The sequence below is a fragment of the Lysinibacillus sp. RU7 genome, from assembly GCF_057837305.1.
The window spans coordinates 1-13,921 of sequence record NZ_JBYQFK010000048.1; the positions used below are offsets into that span (position 1 = coordinate 1).

Consider the following 13,921-nt stretch of genomic DNA (forward strand, 5'->3'; position numbering starts at 1 on the left):
TAATTTTAAAAAAACACAAGTTTTGAAACAGGAGCAGTCTAAGCTCTTAAAAAAGATGATTTATGAAATTGATTCAAAAAGTAAATTCAATAAAAAGGTGGTCGCAATAAAATGGATAATATTTCGGAGTGCATGACATTAGTTAAAAATATTTATGAAAAAATGGATGCGAGTCATGATTTTCAACATATTGAGCGTGTGTATAAAAATGCAGAGATGATTCTTACGACAGAGCCTAGTGCAGATGGGGAATTAGTGCGTTTAGCGGTGCTGTTACATGATGTCAGCGATGCGAAATATACGGAAACGAAAGAAGCGGAAGAGCGAATTTTACATGCACTGGATTTAACAGAAGAGAAACGTGTTTATATTCGGGAAATTATTGCTTCCGTCTCATTTAACGGTGGCAATGAACTAGAGGCAAAAACAATTGAGGCAAAGATTGTGCGTGATGCGGACCGTCTAGATGCAATTGGTGCTATTGGGATTGCACGAACATTTGCATATGGTGGAGCAAAAGGGCGAAAGCTGTACGACGATGCAGAAGAAGCTCGTACAAATATGTCTATTGAAGAATATCGTACGAAATCAACAGCATCTGTTACACATTTTTATGAGAAGCTACTATTATTAAAAGACTTAATGGTCACAGCAAAAGGGAAACAAATGGCCAAAGAGCGCCATGCGTTTATGGAATCCTTTTTAGAACAGTTAAAAAATGAAGTAGGAGGGAAAGCCTAAGATAACAGGCTTTCCTTTTCTTTTTCTTATCGTGTGATAACTTATAGCACTTATTTTCTAACATCATGTTGCTTAAGGGTAAAACTTTGCTACTGGAATTCGCATTGCATTAAAATAGTGACAGGGAGGTTATATTTCTTATTTTCAATGTACGAACAAATATCAATAATGAGAAATGAAAGATATGCAAAAAGGTGAAAAGATAGAAAAGAAAATTTTATTATTATCATTATGGACCGGCATATTATTTGTTGTGTTTGAATTTTTGATTGCGATTTATACAAGCTCGCAATCTGTATTAATGGATGCAGCTTACGACGCTTCCGAATTATTAATGATTGGATTAACATTATTCCTAATGCCACTGTTCCATCGTCCTATTTCGGAAAAACACCCCTTTGGCTATGCTCAAGTGGAGTCCATTTTAGTAATTATTAAAGGGTTTATGATGGTTTCTGTGACACTTGGTTTATCTGCTAAAAGTGTAGAAGTGGTGCTTTCAGGAGGAAATCAAGTTGATGGTGGCTTAATTTCGATTTTCCAGTTTATCATTGCCGTTGCGAGTCTTATTGTATTAGTTGTCATGCAGCGTATGAATCGTTCCCTTTCGTCACCCATTATTACAGCTGAAATTTATGGCTGGAAAATAGATGTTGCGTATAGTGTAGGAATGGGGGTAGCTTTTTTTGCCTCTACGTTTTTTGAAGGAACGAGATTAGAAATCCTTTCGCCATATTTTGACCAAATCATTGCGTTATTTATTATTTTGTTTATGTTACCAGATGCAATTAAAATGATATTTAGAGCGATTAAAGATTTATTTCTGTTTTCACCAGAACAGGAAACAATGGATAAGATTAAAGAAATTTGTGGAGATATTTTAACAGAGAACGGCTTAGAGGCAGTATTTTATGATGTAACACGTACGGGGCGTAGAATGTGGGTAGCGATATATTTTCATGTACAAGAAGAGTTTTTAGAGGTTAAAGTGCTACATAAAGTGACTGATGAGGTAAACAAGGCGTTAGCGAAGCAATATGATCATTGCGTTTGTGAGCTAATTGTAGCGAGTGATTCGGCTGATTAGATAGATGTAGCATTAGCGAAAAGACACGATATACTAAGTGACGAAGCATAATTTAGAGATAAAAAGAATGGCTAGGAGGGCTTTTATCAGATGATAGAGCTCTTTTATTTTTTATTTGGACAATTACTTATTTTATCATTATGTATCTACTGCCAAGTGAAGTAGATTTATTAACTAAACTAGAGTTCCTAATTTTCTAACCATATTTTAGAAAAAGAGAAAGTTATAAATTAAACAATTGTCCATGTTGTCACAAATATCAAATGAAAATCTTATCACTTGGCTAAATATATGTATCTTAAATGTAAAATATAGGATAATTTAAGTGGGTTGTTTTAATCAATCTTTCCATAATAGAGGCACTGATTTTTTAATACTAAAGCATTCATTTAAAGGAGTGATTTCATTGAATCAATATGTTTCTCTTAATGACGGTAATATTTTTGTGTTTAGTGAGGGAAGTGGCCCGCCGGTTGTTCTAATTCATGGTACGGCTTCGTATCATTTTTGTTGGCGAAATGTATATCCGAGTATATCTGAACGTTATAATGTTTACATTCCAGATCTGCTTGGTGCTGGGGAAAGCGATAAACCTATTAATGCTGAATATAGCAAAGAAGCACATGCTGATAGGATGATAGAAATTCTAATGAAACTCAATGTTTCGCCTGTACATTTAGTAGGGCATTCAATGGGCGGAGAAGTATGTGTTCATATAGCTTTAAAAGCACCAGAACTTGTAAAAAGCTTAACACTTGTGGCTCCTGATGGGTTTCGAAAAGGAGTCAATTCATTTGTCCAGAACTTAGCTAGACGAGGGTGGTTAAATGGGATGTTTAAGCAAATGCTAAAACGTCCACCGAATGCTAAAATGATGGCACGTATGCTAGGACTTCCACTTGAAAAGTTTACTCCAGATTTATTGGAAGGTTGGACGAAACCTTATTCTGACGCTAATATACCTTTTGTAATTACGAAAACACTTGCTGATAATGATACAGGAGTCATTTCATCAAGAGTTGGGGAGTTAACTATGCCAGTATTATTGATTTATGGGACAAATGATAAGCTCGTTCCTTACCATGTTTTTGCGTCTTATGAGGGTGCTTTGCCAGCTGCTAAAGTAGAGAAGTTTGAAAACTATGGTCATGTATTGATGGAAGAATGTCCAGATAGACTAGCTAATACTATTTTAAGATTTATCGATTGCAGTAATATATAATTAGTTATACATATCGGGGTTTAGTGGAATGTATTGTATGTTTAAAATAAGAAATCTTGCTATGATGATATGTAATTCAACAAAGCTCACTTAATAATATTTCGTAATTCATATATACTTTAAGGCTACTTAATCGTCCAAGTTGCAGGGGGATTTAAGTGGCTTGATTTTTTCCTTATTTATAATATTTCATATATTAACTCTCATACCCACGCCGTTAACTAATTCCAAATCCACGCTTATATATGCGCTAATAGACAAAATAGATTATAATAGTAAATAATCAAAACCTTAATACTAAAGGGGTTACATAAAGACTGTTGTATGATCATGTTTTTACAACAGCTAAAAAATGAAAGAGACGGGATTGTATGAGTCATTTAATTGTTAATCATTTAACGAAAACAGTAGGCGATAAAACGCTATTTAAAAATATTGAGTTTACGATTACGGAAGGGGACCGTGCGGGGTTAATCGGAATTAATGGGACAGGTAAATCGACGCTATTATCGATTTTAGCAGGTATGCAAGATGCCGATTCGATGACACTCGATCACCCGAATAAATATCGGATTGCCTATTTAGAGCAGGATCCGGTGTTTAAAGAAGGAGAGACGGTACTGCAGGCGGTATTTAGCGGGGATGCACCGACACTTCAGTTAAACCGGGAATACGAGGAAGCGGTCGTTGCGCTTAGTCAAAATCCACAATCAGAAAGCTTGCAAAATAAGCTATTCACTTTACAACAAAAAATGGATGCTGAACAGGCATGGGATGTCAATGCTTTAGCAAAACAAGCACTAACTAAGTTAGGGATTGATATGTTCGATAACGAGGTAATTAAATTATCTGGTGGGCAACAAAAGCGAGTTGCTTTAGCGAAAGTATTAATTGAACCAGCAGACTTGTATTTATTGGACGAGCCGACGAACCATTTAGACATTGAGTCAACGGAATGGTTACAAGAAATGGTGTCTCGTCTAAAAGGCGCGGTTATTTTCATTACCCACGACCGTTACTTTTTAGATGAGATTGCCACACATATTTATGAGCTGGCAGACCAAACGTTATATCGTCATATCGGAAATTATGCAGACTATTTAGAAGCGCGTGCGATACGTGAGGAAATGAATGCGGCTACACAAGCGAAACTACGTAATCGTTATCGTTCCGAGTTGAAATGGATTCGTCGTGGCGCAAAAGCACGTACAACGAAACAAAAAGCACGTATTCAACGTTTTGACGAGTTAGATAAATCCATCGATCGTTCCAATGATGATACAAATTTAGAACTGGCACTTGCTACAACACGTTTAGGGCGCAAAGTGTTAGAAGCTGAAAACATTTCAAAGGCGTTTGGCGAGCGTGTTATTTTAAAAGATTTTAGCTTCCTTTTACAGCAAGGGGACCGTATCGGGATTATTGGGGCAAACGGATATGGAAAATCAACACTGCTAAATATTTTAGCAGGTGAGCTAGAACCAGATGTAGGTGAAGTATTCGTTGGGTCTACAGTCAAAAGATTACACTTCAAACAGGTGCTTCCTAAAATGAATGAAAACGAGCGTATGATTGAATACATCCGCGAGGCATCGAATGATATTACCGATGCAGAAGGCGTACGCTATTCAGCGGCACAAATGCTCGAGCGCTTTTTATTCCCGCTACATACACATGGTACACCGATTAGCAAATTATCAGGCGGTGAACGGAAACGTCTTCATTTACTTCGTCTGTTAATGGAGCAGCCGAACGTACTACTCCTAGACGAGCCAACAAACGATTTAGATATTGAAACACTCGGTGTATTAGAAGACTTTATCGAGCATTTCCCAGGTGTTGTCATAACGATTTCCCACGACCGTTTCTTCCTAGATCGTATTGCGAAAAAGCTATGGATTTTAGATGGGAAAGGTCATGTGGAAGAAATCCTCGATGTTTACACAGACTATTTAATGAAAAAAGCGGAGCAAGACAAGCTGGAAGTCAAAGAAATGAAGCAAGAAAAACCGAAGCAAGAAAAGCCAAAACAAGACAAGAAAAAGTTAAGCTTTAAAGAGCAAAAAGAATGGGAAACGATTGCGGATACAATCGCTAGTGTAGAAGAAGAAATTATGCAAACAGAAGAAGGCATTTCTACAGCAGGCGCGGATTTTACGAAATTGCAAGAACTAACAGCAAAACTCGATGAATTAAACGCCCAATATGAATATTTAATTGAGCGCTGGAGCTACTTAGAAGAAATTGTCAACGGATAAGGAGAGAGCAAGATGAAAATTATCACGATTGAACCAACACCGAGTCCTAATTCCATGAAAATTGTCATTGATCAAGATTTACCTTTTGGAAAAAGCTATAACTATACAAAAGAAACAAGTGCAGAGGCACCTGCTGAAATTCAAGCTATTTTTCAAGTAGAAGGTGTAAAAGGTGTTTATCATGTCGCTAACTTCCTAGCTGTCGAACGAAATGCAAAATTTGCATGGGAACAGATTTTATCGGGGATACGTGTAGCGTTAGGGGAGACAGGTGTCAATACGGAAACAGGTGCAACAGTAAACGATCATTTTGGTGAAGTATATGTGCATGTACAAGTATATAAAGGCATTCCGCTTCAAATTAAAGTGTTTGATAATGAGTCAGAAAGCCGTATTGCAACAGGCGAGCGTTTTACAGAAGCGTTTCATGCAATCAATGTAAAACCAGCAGATGAAAACTATATTTATCAACGTAAATGGATCGATTACGGTGTTCGCTATGGGGAAAAGGAAGACATTGCACAAGCCGTTTTACAGGAAGTAAATGCGACCTATCCAGAAGAGCGTGTAAAATCGATTGTGGAAGCGACGAACGCAAGCCAAAAAGTACAATCACAAGAAAAACAACAAGTGACAGTAGAGTTATTTACATCACAGGCGGATTGGCAACAGCGTTTCCAGTTGCTCGACCAAATGCCAGATCCAGAGGTGGAAGATATCCCGTTATTAACACTCGCTTTAGAGGACGAGCAAATGGCGATTCGTCGCTTAGCTACTGTATATCTTGGGATGATTGAAGATGTAGCGGTCGTGCCAGCTTTAACGAAAGCACTGCAAGATAAAAGTGCAGCTGTTCGCCGTACAGCAGGTGACTGTATAAGTGACCTTGGTTTCGAACAATTTGAGCCAGCAATGATCGAAGCATTACAAGATAAAAATAAATTAGTCCGTTGGCGTGCAGCGATGTATTTATACGAAAGTGGCACGGAAGCTTGTTTACCAGCCCTACAGGAAGCAGAAAATGATGCGGAATTTGAGGTAAAATTACAAGTAAAAATGGCCATTGCTCGTATCCAACAAGGCGAAGAAGCAAAAGGTTCTGTTTGGAAGCAAATGACGGATGCGCGGTTATAAAGTAGTGAAAAATATGAGGAATAATAGTTGTTATATGTCATGTATAAAAAGCTTGATGGGGTCCATCAAGCTTTTTGTGCACATAAGAAAATACAGCGTCTCCGACTATTTTAGGTGAGACGCATTTTTAAATTATTTAGTAAAGAAAATCGCAATCGTGCCTAAACCGACATGTGAACCGATGACTGCACCGATTGTTGTGACCTCAATCGACTTTGGCTGTAATCGCTCTTCAATGACACGTTTAACATCTGCTAGCAGCTGTTCATCGTTGCTATGGGATAAGCCAACGACTTTATTTGAAAAATCACCGCCACGCTCTACCATCAAATCAATCATACGATTAATCGCCTTTTTATGCCCGCGTACTTTTTCTAATGGAATGAGCTTTCCGTCTTCTACGTTTAAAATCGGTTTAATGCTCAGTAAGCCACCAACGAAGGCACTCGTTTTAGAGACCCGACCGCCTTTTGCGAGATAGTCTAAATCGGCTACTGTAAATAAATGTTCAATCGAATGAGTATACGTAGAAATACTTGTTACGATTTCATCGAATGATTTTCCTGTATCTCGTAGTCTCACCGCTTCTTTCACAACAAACCCATGTCCTAGCGAAGCACATTTCGTATCAATAATCGCTAATTTTAAGTTTGGATATGTTTCTAATAGTTCATTTCGCACCATCATCGCTGTTTGACATGTACCTGATAATTGTGAAGAAAAGGCAATGTAAATGGCTTCTTCATTGTTTTGAGCGATTTGTTCAAATGTTTGGTAAAACACTTCGGGAGACACTTGTGACGTTTTAGGTTGTGCACCAGCTGCAATGGCTTTATAAATCTGTGTAGGTTCGATTCCGTATACATCATCATATTCTTGTCCATTTAGGTGGACACGTAACGGAAATAGTGTGACGTTTTGTTCCTCATAAAAGCTTTTTGGTAGGTCACATCCGCTATCAGTGAAAATTTTCAAATCCATCGCCTCCTATATGTATACTATTCATTGTAAAAAATATAAACGAGATGTCAATTTACATGTATCATTTATGCTGGAAATTATGCCTTTCTATCTATATGAAATAATGCAATCAAGTAGAATTGAATAATAGTAAAAATAATGAAACTATTCATATATCTATCCCGTCTAAGCGGTGAGAAAAGAGGTGAGGGTGTGCTTTCAAATCGAGAAATGAATGATGTTATGGATACATACAGCGGGTACTTATTGCAGATTAGTTATATATACGTTAAAAATTGGGCGACAGCGGAAGATTTAGTACAAGAGAGCTTTATTAAATACTTCAAAGCGGCCAATCAGTTTCGAGAAGAAGCATCGCTTAAAACATATTTAACGCGCATTACGATTAATACATGCCACGACTATTTACGTAGCTGGAAAAATAAAAAGCAAATTTTTTCAAGAGCTTTATTAAAGCGACTGCCAGATCAGGAAAAAGGGATTGAAGCGAAGATTATTGCCTCTATTGAACAAACAGAACTGACAAAGCATGTGTTGGGATTACCTGTTATGTATAGGGAAGTCATACTACTGTTTTATTATGAAGAATTTACAACAGCGATCATGGCGGAGCTTTTGGAGGTGTCGGAAAATACGGTCAAAACAAGGCTGAGGCGAGCGCGCAGCATGTTAAAGGAACGACTAAACGATACAGAGTGGGAGGTGCTTTCGCATGAATAAGTTTAAAGACGAGCAACGGCAAATCTTTGGACAGTTACGCTTATCAGACGAGCGAAAAGAAAGGGTGATACAAGCCGTGCCGAAAAAGAGACGAAATTGGGTGCCATCAGTCATTGTTGCAAGTATTGCTGCGATTTGCTTATTTTTTGCGATCAACGGATTCCAGTCGAATGATGATTTTACAAATGCGAGTGCTATTGAAGCATATGAAACCTTTTTAAAGGAACAGCGTAATGATATGGAAGTCGATATAAAACATGTTGAGCTCCCTTTTGAACGAAATAATGATGCGATCATTATCGGGATTTATGAGCAAGAGGAGGGGGACGTTTACTATTTTCAACATATGACGTTTGAAAATGGGAAGTGGACATTCGGCTTATCAGGTAGTGCTGGTCACCCGTCGACAGGGGAAGTAGATGAGGCATACTCGAGGATTAATTATACAGATTATATGAATCCATCAGATACAGCAAATGAAATCATTTTTGCTGGTGTTTTAGCAGACGATGTAGAATCTATATTTGTCGGTGATAAGGAAGTTACAGCGTATACTATTGATGGCGACCGTGTATGGGTGACGTTTGCCAAATCTCGTGGAACACCTGTTTATACCGTAAAGGATGGCGAGAAAAAGCGTATTACGCAGTTTTCTCATAGAGAGGTGGCAATGGAGCCGCCAATGCCAATGGTTTATGAACTCGTCGGGGATGACTATGCCCTCCGTTATACGAAAGATACGATGCATATATATGGTGAAGAATATACGGAATTTGATATTGTCATTGATCCAGACTATTACACAAAAAATCCGATAAACTATCCAGATGTTGTGCTAGTTGAAGGCGCAGATGGCCCGGAAGTTGTTCGGATTCAAGCGACGAATGATATGAGTTCTCAAGAGGTTTCAATTAAGGTACAGGAAAGCTCGATAATAATTAATGATATGGGGATTCTCGAACCGTATGGCTGGGCTAGAGCTAAAGGGAATGTAGACTACAAAGTTGATCGATCGATTGATTACGGTGTCATGGGGGAAGATGAACTATTCGTCTATCCAGATAACTGGCTCAGTGATGGGGTGCGCGGGTATATTCAGAAAGATCAAATTTTAGGTAAAGTACTTGGCTATTCGATTGCTAGTGTCGATGAGAAATGGTCAGCTACAGAAGTAGAAGTGTATGAAAAGGTAAAACAAGAAGGAGCGGCGATTTTAGCAGACGCTTCCCCGCAAGAAGTAGCGAGCATTCAACTATATGCATTGCTACAGGAAGATTATCAAACTGCTCATTTATTAACGGAAGGCATTTCGTATGAGCATATGGTGAATTATTTTAATGAAATCAAGCACGAGAATTTACACTCGTTTATTCGCTATTACGCATATATGATAAGAAAATCGACGTTCAATAAAAATAGTAACCTATTAATCGTAAAAAGTAATACGAGTGACGAGGAGCTATTTACTTGGGAAATGGTACGAAATGACGGATGGAAAGTGAAATTTAAATCGACGGCATTTTAGATGATTTTTACAATAACGCGGAGAAGGCTGTTCTTCTCCGCGTTATTTTTTAGTAAATGACCTGAAATGTACCGTGTTTATAAAGTGGAAGCGGTGAATGCTGTTTGACGAAGTTTCTGATGATTTCAGGAACGATTTCTGTTGTTTCAAATAGAACGGGTTTTTCACGAAACATTGGAAATTCGGCTCCGGTCGCTCGGTAGCTATTCATCGCTACTTTAAATGTCATATCAGGCGTGACCTGCTGTCCTTTATACGAAAACTTCGTTACACGCTCCCCGGCAGGTTGATTAATGGAAAGCTCATAGTCAAGCCCTCCCCAGAAATCATACACATATGGCTGAATCGTATTCGGATAGACATTTAAGCTAAAGTCGATTTCATCGTATGCGTTTACCGCAAAAACAGCTGCGCATTGCTCGAGGGCCTCTTTAATATCAGCCCCAGATAACTGCAATACTTTTAACGTATTCGCGCGTGAATAATTTTTTAGTATATCTTCGTTCGTAATAGCCCCAGTAAAGCCACCTTTTTCATGATAAAACAACTCCGCAACAGAAAGATCAGCGCCCGTTGTAGAAAGCTGGATTTCATGTAGTAAATCAACATAAGGAATGTTATGTAATTGTGATGAAAGGTACCCTTCATATGTAAAATCTTCGTCGGTATAGCCGATTGTTTGAGAGAGCCAATTACGGATAGGCGCTGGATAGGATGCGGATAGATCTTCTACATAGTGTAACTGCACTTGATGTTGATGCCCCTCGATGTCATAGTGAATCATCCCAAAACAGAGCCCGTTAGCCCCTGGTTGCAGCACAGGAATCCCATTTATAATAGTGTGGATTTCTAAATGTTGATGTCCGGTAATCAGTACATCAACCCCGGGGATCGTAAGCATTTGATTGGCCTCATTTTCCCCTGTATCCGCCGCATATAACCAATTCGTTTCTGGATCACGTGTAAAGCCACCATGATAGCTCAGTATGACGATATCAGCCTGCTCCATTTCTTTTACATAATGAACCCAGTAACGTGCCGCTGAATACGCGTTTGAAAATGTGAGTTCCTGTGTATAGTGCTGCTCATCCCAAAGTGGGGTGAAATGTGTAACAACGCCAACGATGGCCACTTTTTTCCCTTTTACATGTTTTAATATATACGGTTTGGCAAAGTCCCCAATATTGCCTGCAATCCAGGGGAAGTGACATTGATTGCGCATTTCCTGAATAGAGCTAATGGGATAATTAAATTCATGATTACCAAAGATGGCGGCGTCATAGCCGAGTTTATTCGCAAGTGCCAGCATCGGGTGAGGCGCTGGTTGAATCCAGTCATAATAATAGGTCGTTAAGCTTCCGATTAAGAAGTCCCCATTATCGATGAGAATGTCGGGTTGAATGTGCTCGATTTCTTTTGCTATCTGTTCAAAACGGTCTAAGCGACCATGTACATCACTTGTCACACAAATAGTAATCACGATAAATACTCCTAGCTTTTTTTACTATCGTATCATGGGAGTGGGATTTAACATAGGGGGATCGCGTTTAGTGAAGAAGCACGGAACTTATATAGTTCCGTGCGCAAACTGATATTAAACAGCTATTTCTTTATGCTTTGTGTAGAAACGTAATCCGACTAAACAAATGAAAATGTAGAGCGTCAGTAACCCCGCATGCTGGAAAAAGGATTGTGATTCAGAAATCGTTAAAAGATTGAGTGGAATAAAATCTTTTATATATAGATTTTGACTGAAAATACTCGATACAATGGCTAAACCAACTGTAGTAAATAGCACGCCGATGACGCCAAAACGTAAACTAACAACCGCTGTTAAAGAAATAAACATCATGCCACATAAAATTACGACAGCTACATGCTGAAGTATTGTGGACCAAGTGTCTCCGTTTAATGCAAAAGAAAGGTGAGTGGGTTGTAACAATTCGTAAATGCCGATCATTGTGGCGATTGTACAAATGATAATGAGTGTAAAGCTAAATGTGACAACAGCAACTTTGGCGCAAATATACGTCCATTTGTCGCGTGTAGATAATACATAACAAGTCATATAGCGCTGGTCGGTTTCTTTGCCGAATGTTTGCCAACATAATAAGGCAAGGACTACCGCGACTAAACCGACTTGATGGGCTAAAATAATTATAGAGGTCATGATTTCATCATAAGTAACGTTTTCTGAACCTTCAATTCGTACAATAGCCCCTTCATTACATAACTGATAGCTGAGAAAAGCCATAATCCCATTGAAAATAAACCAAGCTAAATAAAAATATGGTTGTAAAAATTGTTTCCTCAGTTCTACTTTTATTTCACGCATTGTGCCACCTCATTTTCTTCAAATAATGCTTTCAAATTAACGTTTGGTCCATTCGGGATATCGTGTAAAACTTTTCCATCATATAAGAAAAGGATGCGTTCTGTTATTGTTTCTATTTCAGCTAACTGATGGCTAGATAGCAAAATCGTAATCCCTTGTGTAGCTAACTGTTGAAGAAGCTGCTGTAAATCACGAATGCCAATTGGATCTAAGCCAACAAAAGGTTCATCTAGCATAAGGAATCGCGGGTTGCCAATCATCGCTGCTGCTAATCCTAACCGCTGTTTCATGCCGAATGAATAATGTTTTACTTTTTTCCCTCCAACTTGTGCGAGTCCACACGTCACAAGCAATGCTTGAAGGTCAGTTGTGTGATCATTTTTTAGACAAGCAATTTGTTTTAAAAATTCAAGACCTGTTACATGTAACGGAATAGAAGGCTCCAATAAAATACCTACTTGATTGTATAAATGTCCCCATTCAGTAAACGGTTCATAGTGCAATAAACATACTTTTCCTTCTGACGCTTTATAAAGCCCTGCAATCACCTTCATACATGTACTTTTTCCAGCCCCATTTGCTCCGAGTAGTCCCACAATTTCACCTCGTTGCAATGAAAAAGAAATACCTTGTAATACTTGTTTCCCTCTGAAATTTTTCGACATATTTTCGATTGAAAGTATGTTTTCCACTTAAACTCCTCCTTTGTATTAAAGTTATCCGGATACAGCTACTATAAAATGGTTTTTAAATTAAATCAATAATTATTTAATGATAAACGTTAAATAATTATTGAAAAAGATTAAGGTAAAGGGTATCCTATTAGTAGGAAGGGGAGAGCTGAAATGGAACAAAGTATTAAGAAAAAAGAATTTCAAGCAGTTATAAAAGGATTACATGTTTTATTTACTTTTTTATTTGTGATGCTCTGTTTATCGATGGTCGTGTTTATTGGATTAAGTATTGTAGTAGGGGTTATACCTGCTGAAAGTGTGATGAATGTGATGGAGAAGGGGCAACTGTCTGCTACGCTTCATATTTCTGGGCTAGAAATAGCCTTGAATCAGTCAGCTATTCAAAACTTCGTGTACGATAAATCGACTGTATTATGGATATTCATTCTATCTTTATTTAACATAACGATGGTTACTTTTATCGTGTTTTTAGTGAAAAATATGTTAAAAGGTATCGTAAAAGGAGAGGTATTTTCTATAGCTAATAGTAAACGAATGGCGTATATCGGGTATACGATTGTCGTATTAAGTTTAACCATTCATTCGATGCAAGCTTATGTCATTTATGCGATTAGTACATTATTTCAATTGCAATTGCAGTTCGAACAAACGGCTTGGATTGAATCGGTGAACTATCAAATTTTCGGTATTCACTGGAGTATGCTATTATGTGGTTTAGTAGTTTGGACGATTAGCCGAATCTTTAAATATGGCTCATTTTTACAAGAAGAATATGATGCCACAGTATAGGAAGTGAACGTATGACCATCATTATTCGATTAGACCGCATGCTTGCAGATAGAAAAATGCAACTAAGTGAACTGGCAGAAAAAGTAGACGTTTCAATCGTCAACTTATCAAACTTAAAAACAGGAAAAGTAAAAGCTGTTCGTTTTTCCACACTGAATGCCATTTGTAAGGCACTCAACTGTCAGCCGGGCGATATTTTAGAGTATGTTGAAGAGGAAGAATAGAGGATAATGGGGAAGAGCATTGCTATATTTTGTGGCAATGCTCTTTTTATTTATAATAATTGAATGAGGGATTTTCCGAACGAGCAAAAGTAATAGCTATCCAGGCAAAACGAAGAAAATTACTCAAACAAAAAAGGTCCTTTGTCAATTGTTGGGGTAGCTTTTGAGAGAACGATAGAATTTGAGTATCCAATAAACCTTTCCTGCCAT

General features: G+C 38.0%; 13 protein-coding genes. 9 read left to right on the plus strand and 4 right to left on the minus strand.

Annotated features, from left to right (window positions below; genetic code table 11):
* The first annotated feature begins 111 nt into the window (after nt 1-111).
* From AC3II9_RS21140 to AC3II9_RS21160, 5 genes are all read left to right on the plus strand, one after another.
* Complete coding sequence (locus AC3II9_RS21140; RefSeq protein WP_489158660.1) at nt 112-741, plus strand: HD domain-containing protein; 630 nt, start codon at nt 112-114, stop codon at nt 739-741.
* Between the two features lie 184 nt (nt 742-925).
* Nucleotides 926-1,828: a cation efflux transmembrane domain-containing protein gene (locus AC3II9_RS21145; protein ID WP_489158661.1), complete on the plus strand. Its 903-nt coding sequence runs from the start codon at nt 926-928 to the stop codon at nt 1,826-1,828.
* Between the two features lie 406 nt (nt 1,829-2,234).
* Entirely contained in the window at nt 2,235-3,050 is an 816-nt protein-coding gene (locus AC3II9_RS21150; protein WP_489158663.1) for an alpha/beta fold hydrolase, read from the plus strand.
* 371 nt (nt 3,051-3,421) lie between these two features.
* The gene (locus AC3II9_RS21155; RefSeq protein WP_489158664.1) at nt 3,422-5,308 is read left to right on the plus strand and encodes an ABC-F family ATP-binding cassette domain-containing protein; all 1,887 of its coding nucleotides are present in this window, start codon (nt 3,422-3,424) and stop codon (nt 5,306-5,308) included.
* 12 nt (nt 5,309-5,320) lie between these two features.
* Entirely contained in the window at nt 5,321-6,442 is a 1,122-nt protein-coding gene (locus tag AC3II9_RS21160; RefSeq protein ID WP_489158666.1) for a conserved virulence factor C family protein, read from the plus strand.
* Between the two features lie 132 nt (nt 6,443-6,574).
* Here the strand turns inward: AC3II9_RS21160 and AC3II9_RS21165 are convergent, their stop codons facing one another.
* The gene (locus AC3II9_RS21165) at nt 6,575-7,423 is read right to left on the minus strand and encodes a DegV family protein (protein ID WP_489158668.1); all 849 of its coding nucleotides are present in this window, start codon (nt 7,421-7,423) and stop codon (nt 6,575-6,577) included.
* A gap of 192 nt (nt 7,424-7,615) precedes the next feature.
* Here AC3II9_RS21165 and AC3II9_RS21170 point away from each other — a divergent pair, with 192 nt between their 5' ends.
* Both AC3II9_RS21170 and AC3II9_RS21175 read left to right on the plus strand, forming a co-directional pair.
* Nucleotides 7,616-8,143 (plus strand): sigma-70 family RNA polymerase sigma factor, encoded by a 528-nt coding sequence (locus tag AC3II9_RS21170; RefSeq protein WP_489158670.1) that lies wholly within the window; start codon nt 7,616-7,618, stop codon nt 8,141-8,143.
* A complete protein-coding gene (locus tag AC3II9_RS21175) occupies nt 8,136-9,668 on the plus strand; it encodes a hypothetical protein (protein ID WP_489158672.1) in 1,533 nt (510 codons plus the stop codon). Before AC3II9_RS21170 ends, AC3II9_RS21175 begins: the two co-directional genes overlap by 8 nt.
* A 49-nt stretch (nt 9,669-9,717) precedes the next feature.
* Here AC3II9_RS21175 and AC3II9_RS21180 read toward each other — a convergent pair whose 3' ends face one another.
* The 3 genes from AC3II9_RS21180 to AC3II9_RS21190 form a co-directional block, all read right to left on the minus strand.
* Nucleotides 9,718-11,148 (minus strand): bifunctional metallophosphatase/5'-nucleotidase, encoded by a 1,431-nt coding sequence (locus tag AC3II9_RS21180; RefSeq protein ID WP_489158674.1) that lies wholly within the window; start codon nt 11,146-11,148, stop codon nt 9,718-9,720.
* A gap of 114 nt (nt 11,149-11,262) precedes the next feature.
* The gene (locus AC3II9_RS21185; RefSeq protein WP_489158675.1) at nt 11,263-12,003 is read right to left on the minus strand and encodes a hypothetical protein; all 741 of its coding nucleotides are present in this window, start codon (nt 12,001-12,003) and stop codon (nt 11,263-11,265) included.
* Complete coding sequence (locus AC3II9_RS21190) at nt 11,991-12,695, minus strand: ABC transporter ATP-binding protein (RefSeq protein WP_489158677.1); 705 nt, start codon at nt 12,693-12,695, stop codon at nt 11,991-11,993. The genes AC3II9_RS21185 and AC3II9_RS21190 overlap by 13 nt, the downstream gene beginning before the upstream one ends.
* A gap of 153 nt (nt 12,696-12,848) precedes the next feature.
* On the opposite strand from AC3II9_RS21190, the gene AC3II9_RS21195 reads away from it, so the two are divergent.
* Nucleotides 12,849-13,487 (plus strand): hypothetical protein, encoded by a 639-nt coding sequence (locus AC3II9_RS21195; RefSeq protein WP_489158679.1) that lies wholly within the window; start codon nt 12,849-12,851, stop codon nt 13,485-13,487.
* An 11-nt stretch (nt 13,488-13,498) separates the two neighbouring features.
* On the plus strand, nt 13,499-13,711 hold the full coding sequence (locus AC3II9_RS21200; protein WP_489158681.1) for a helix-turn-helix domain-containing protein: 213 nt from the start codon (nt 13,499-13,501) through the stop codon (nt 13,709-13,711).
* Nucleotides 13,712-13,921 lie beyond the last annotated feature (210 nt).

Coding starts and splice junctions, on each gene's coding strand:
- AC3II9_RS21195 (WP_489158679.1), top strand. CDS start 12,849: ATGGAACAAAGTATTAAGAAAAAAGAATTTCAAGCAGTTATAAAAGGA.
- AC3II9_RS21175 (WP_489158672.1), top strand. CDS start 8,136: ATGAATAAGTTTAAAGACGAGCAACGGCAAATCTTTGGACAGTTACGC.
- AC3II9_RS21160 (WP_489158666.1), top strand. CDS start 5,321: ATGAAAATTATCACGATTGAACCAACACCGAGTCCTAATTCCATGAAA.
- AC3II9_RS21155 (WP_489158664.1), top strand. CDS start 3,422: ATGAGTCATTTAATTGTTAATCATTTAACGAAAACAGTAGGCGATAAA.
- AC3II9_RS21145 (WP_489158661.1), top strand. CDS start 926: ATGCAAAAAGGTGAAAAGATAGAAAAGAAAATTTTATTATTATCATTA.
- AC3II9_RS21140 (WP_489158660.1), top strand. CDS start 112: ATGGATAATATTTCGGAGTGCATGACATTAGTTAAAAATATTTATGAA.
- AC3II9_RS21165 (WP_489158668.1), bottom strand. CDS start 7,423: ATGGATTTGAAAATTTTCACTGATAGCGGATGTGACCTACCAAAAAGC.
- AC3II9_RS21185 (WP_489158675.1), bottom strand. CDS start 12,003: ATGCGTGAAATAAAAGTAGAACTGAGGAAACAATTTTTACAACCATAT.
- AC3II9_RS21200 (WP_489158681.1), top strand. CDS start 13,499: ATGACCATCATTATTCGATTAGACCGCATGCTTGCAGATAGAAAAATG.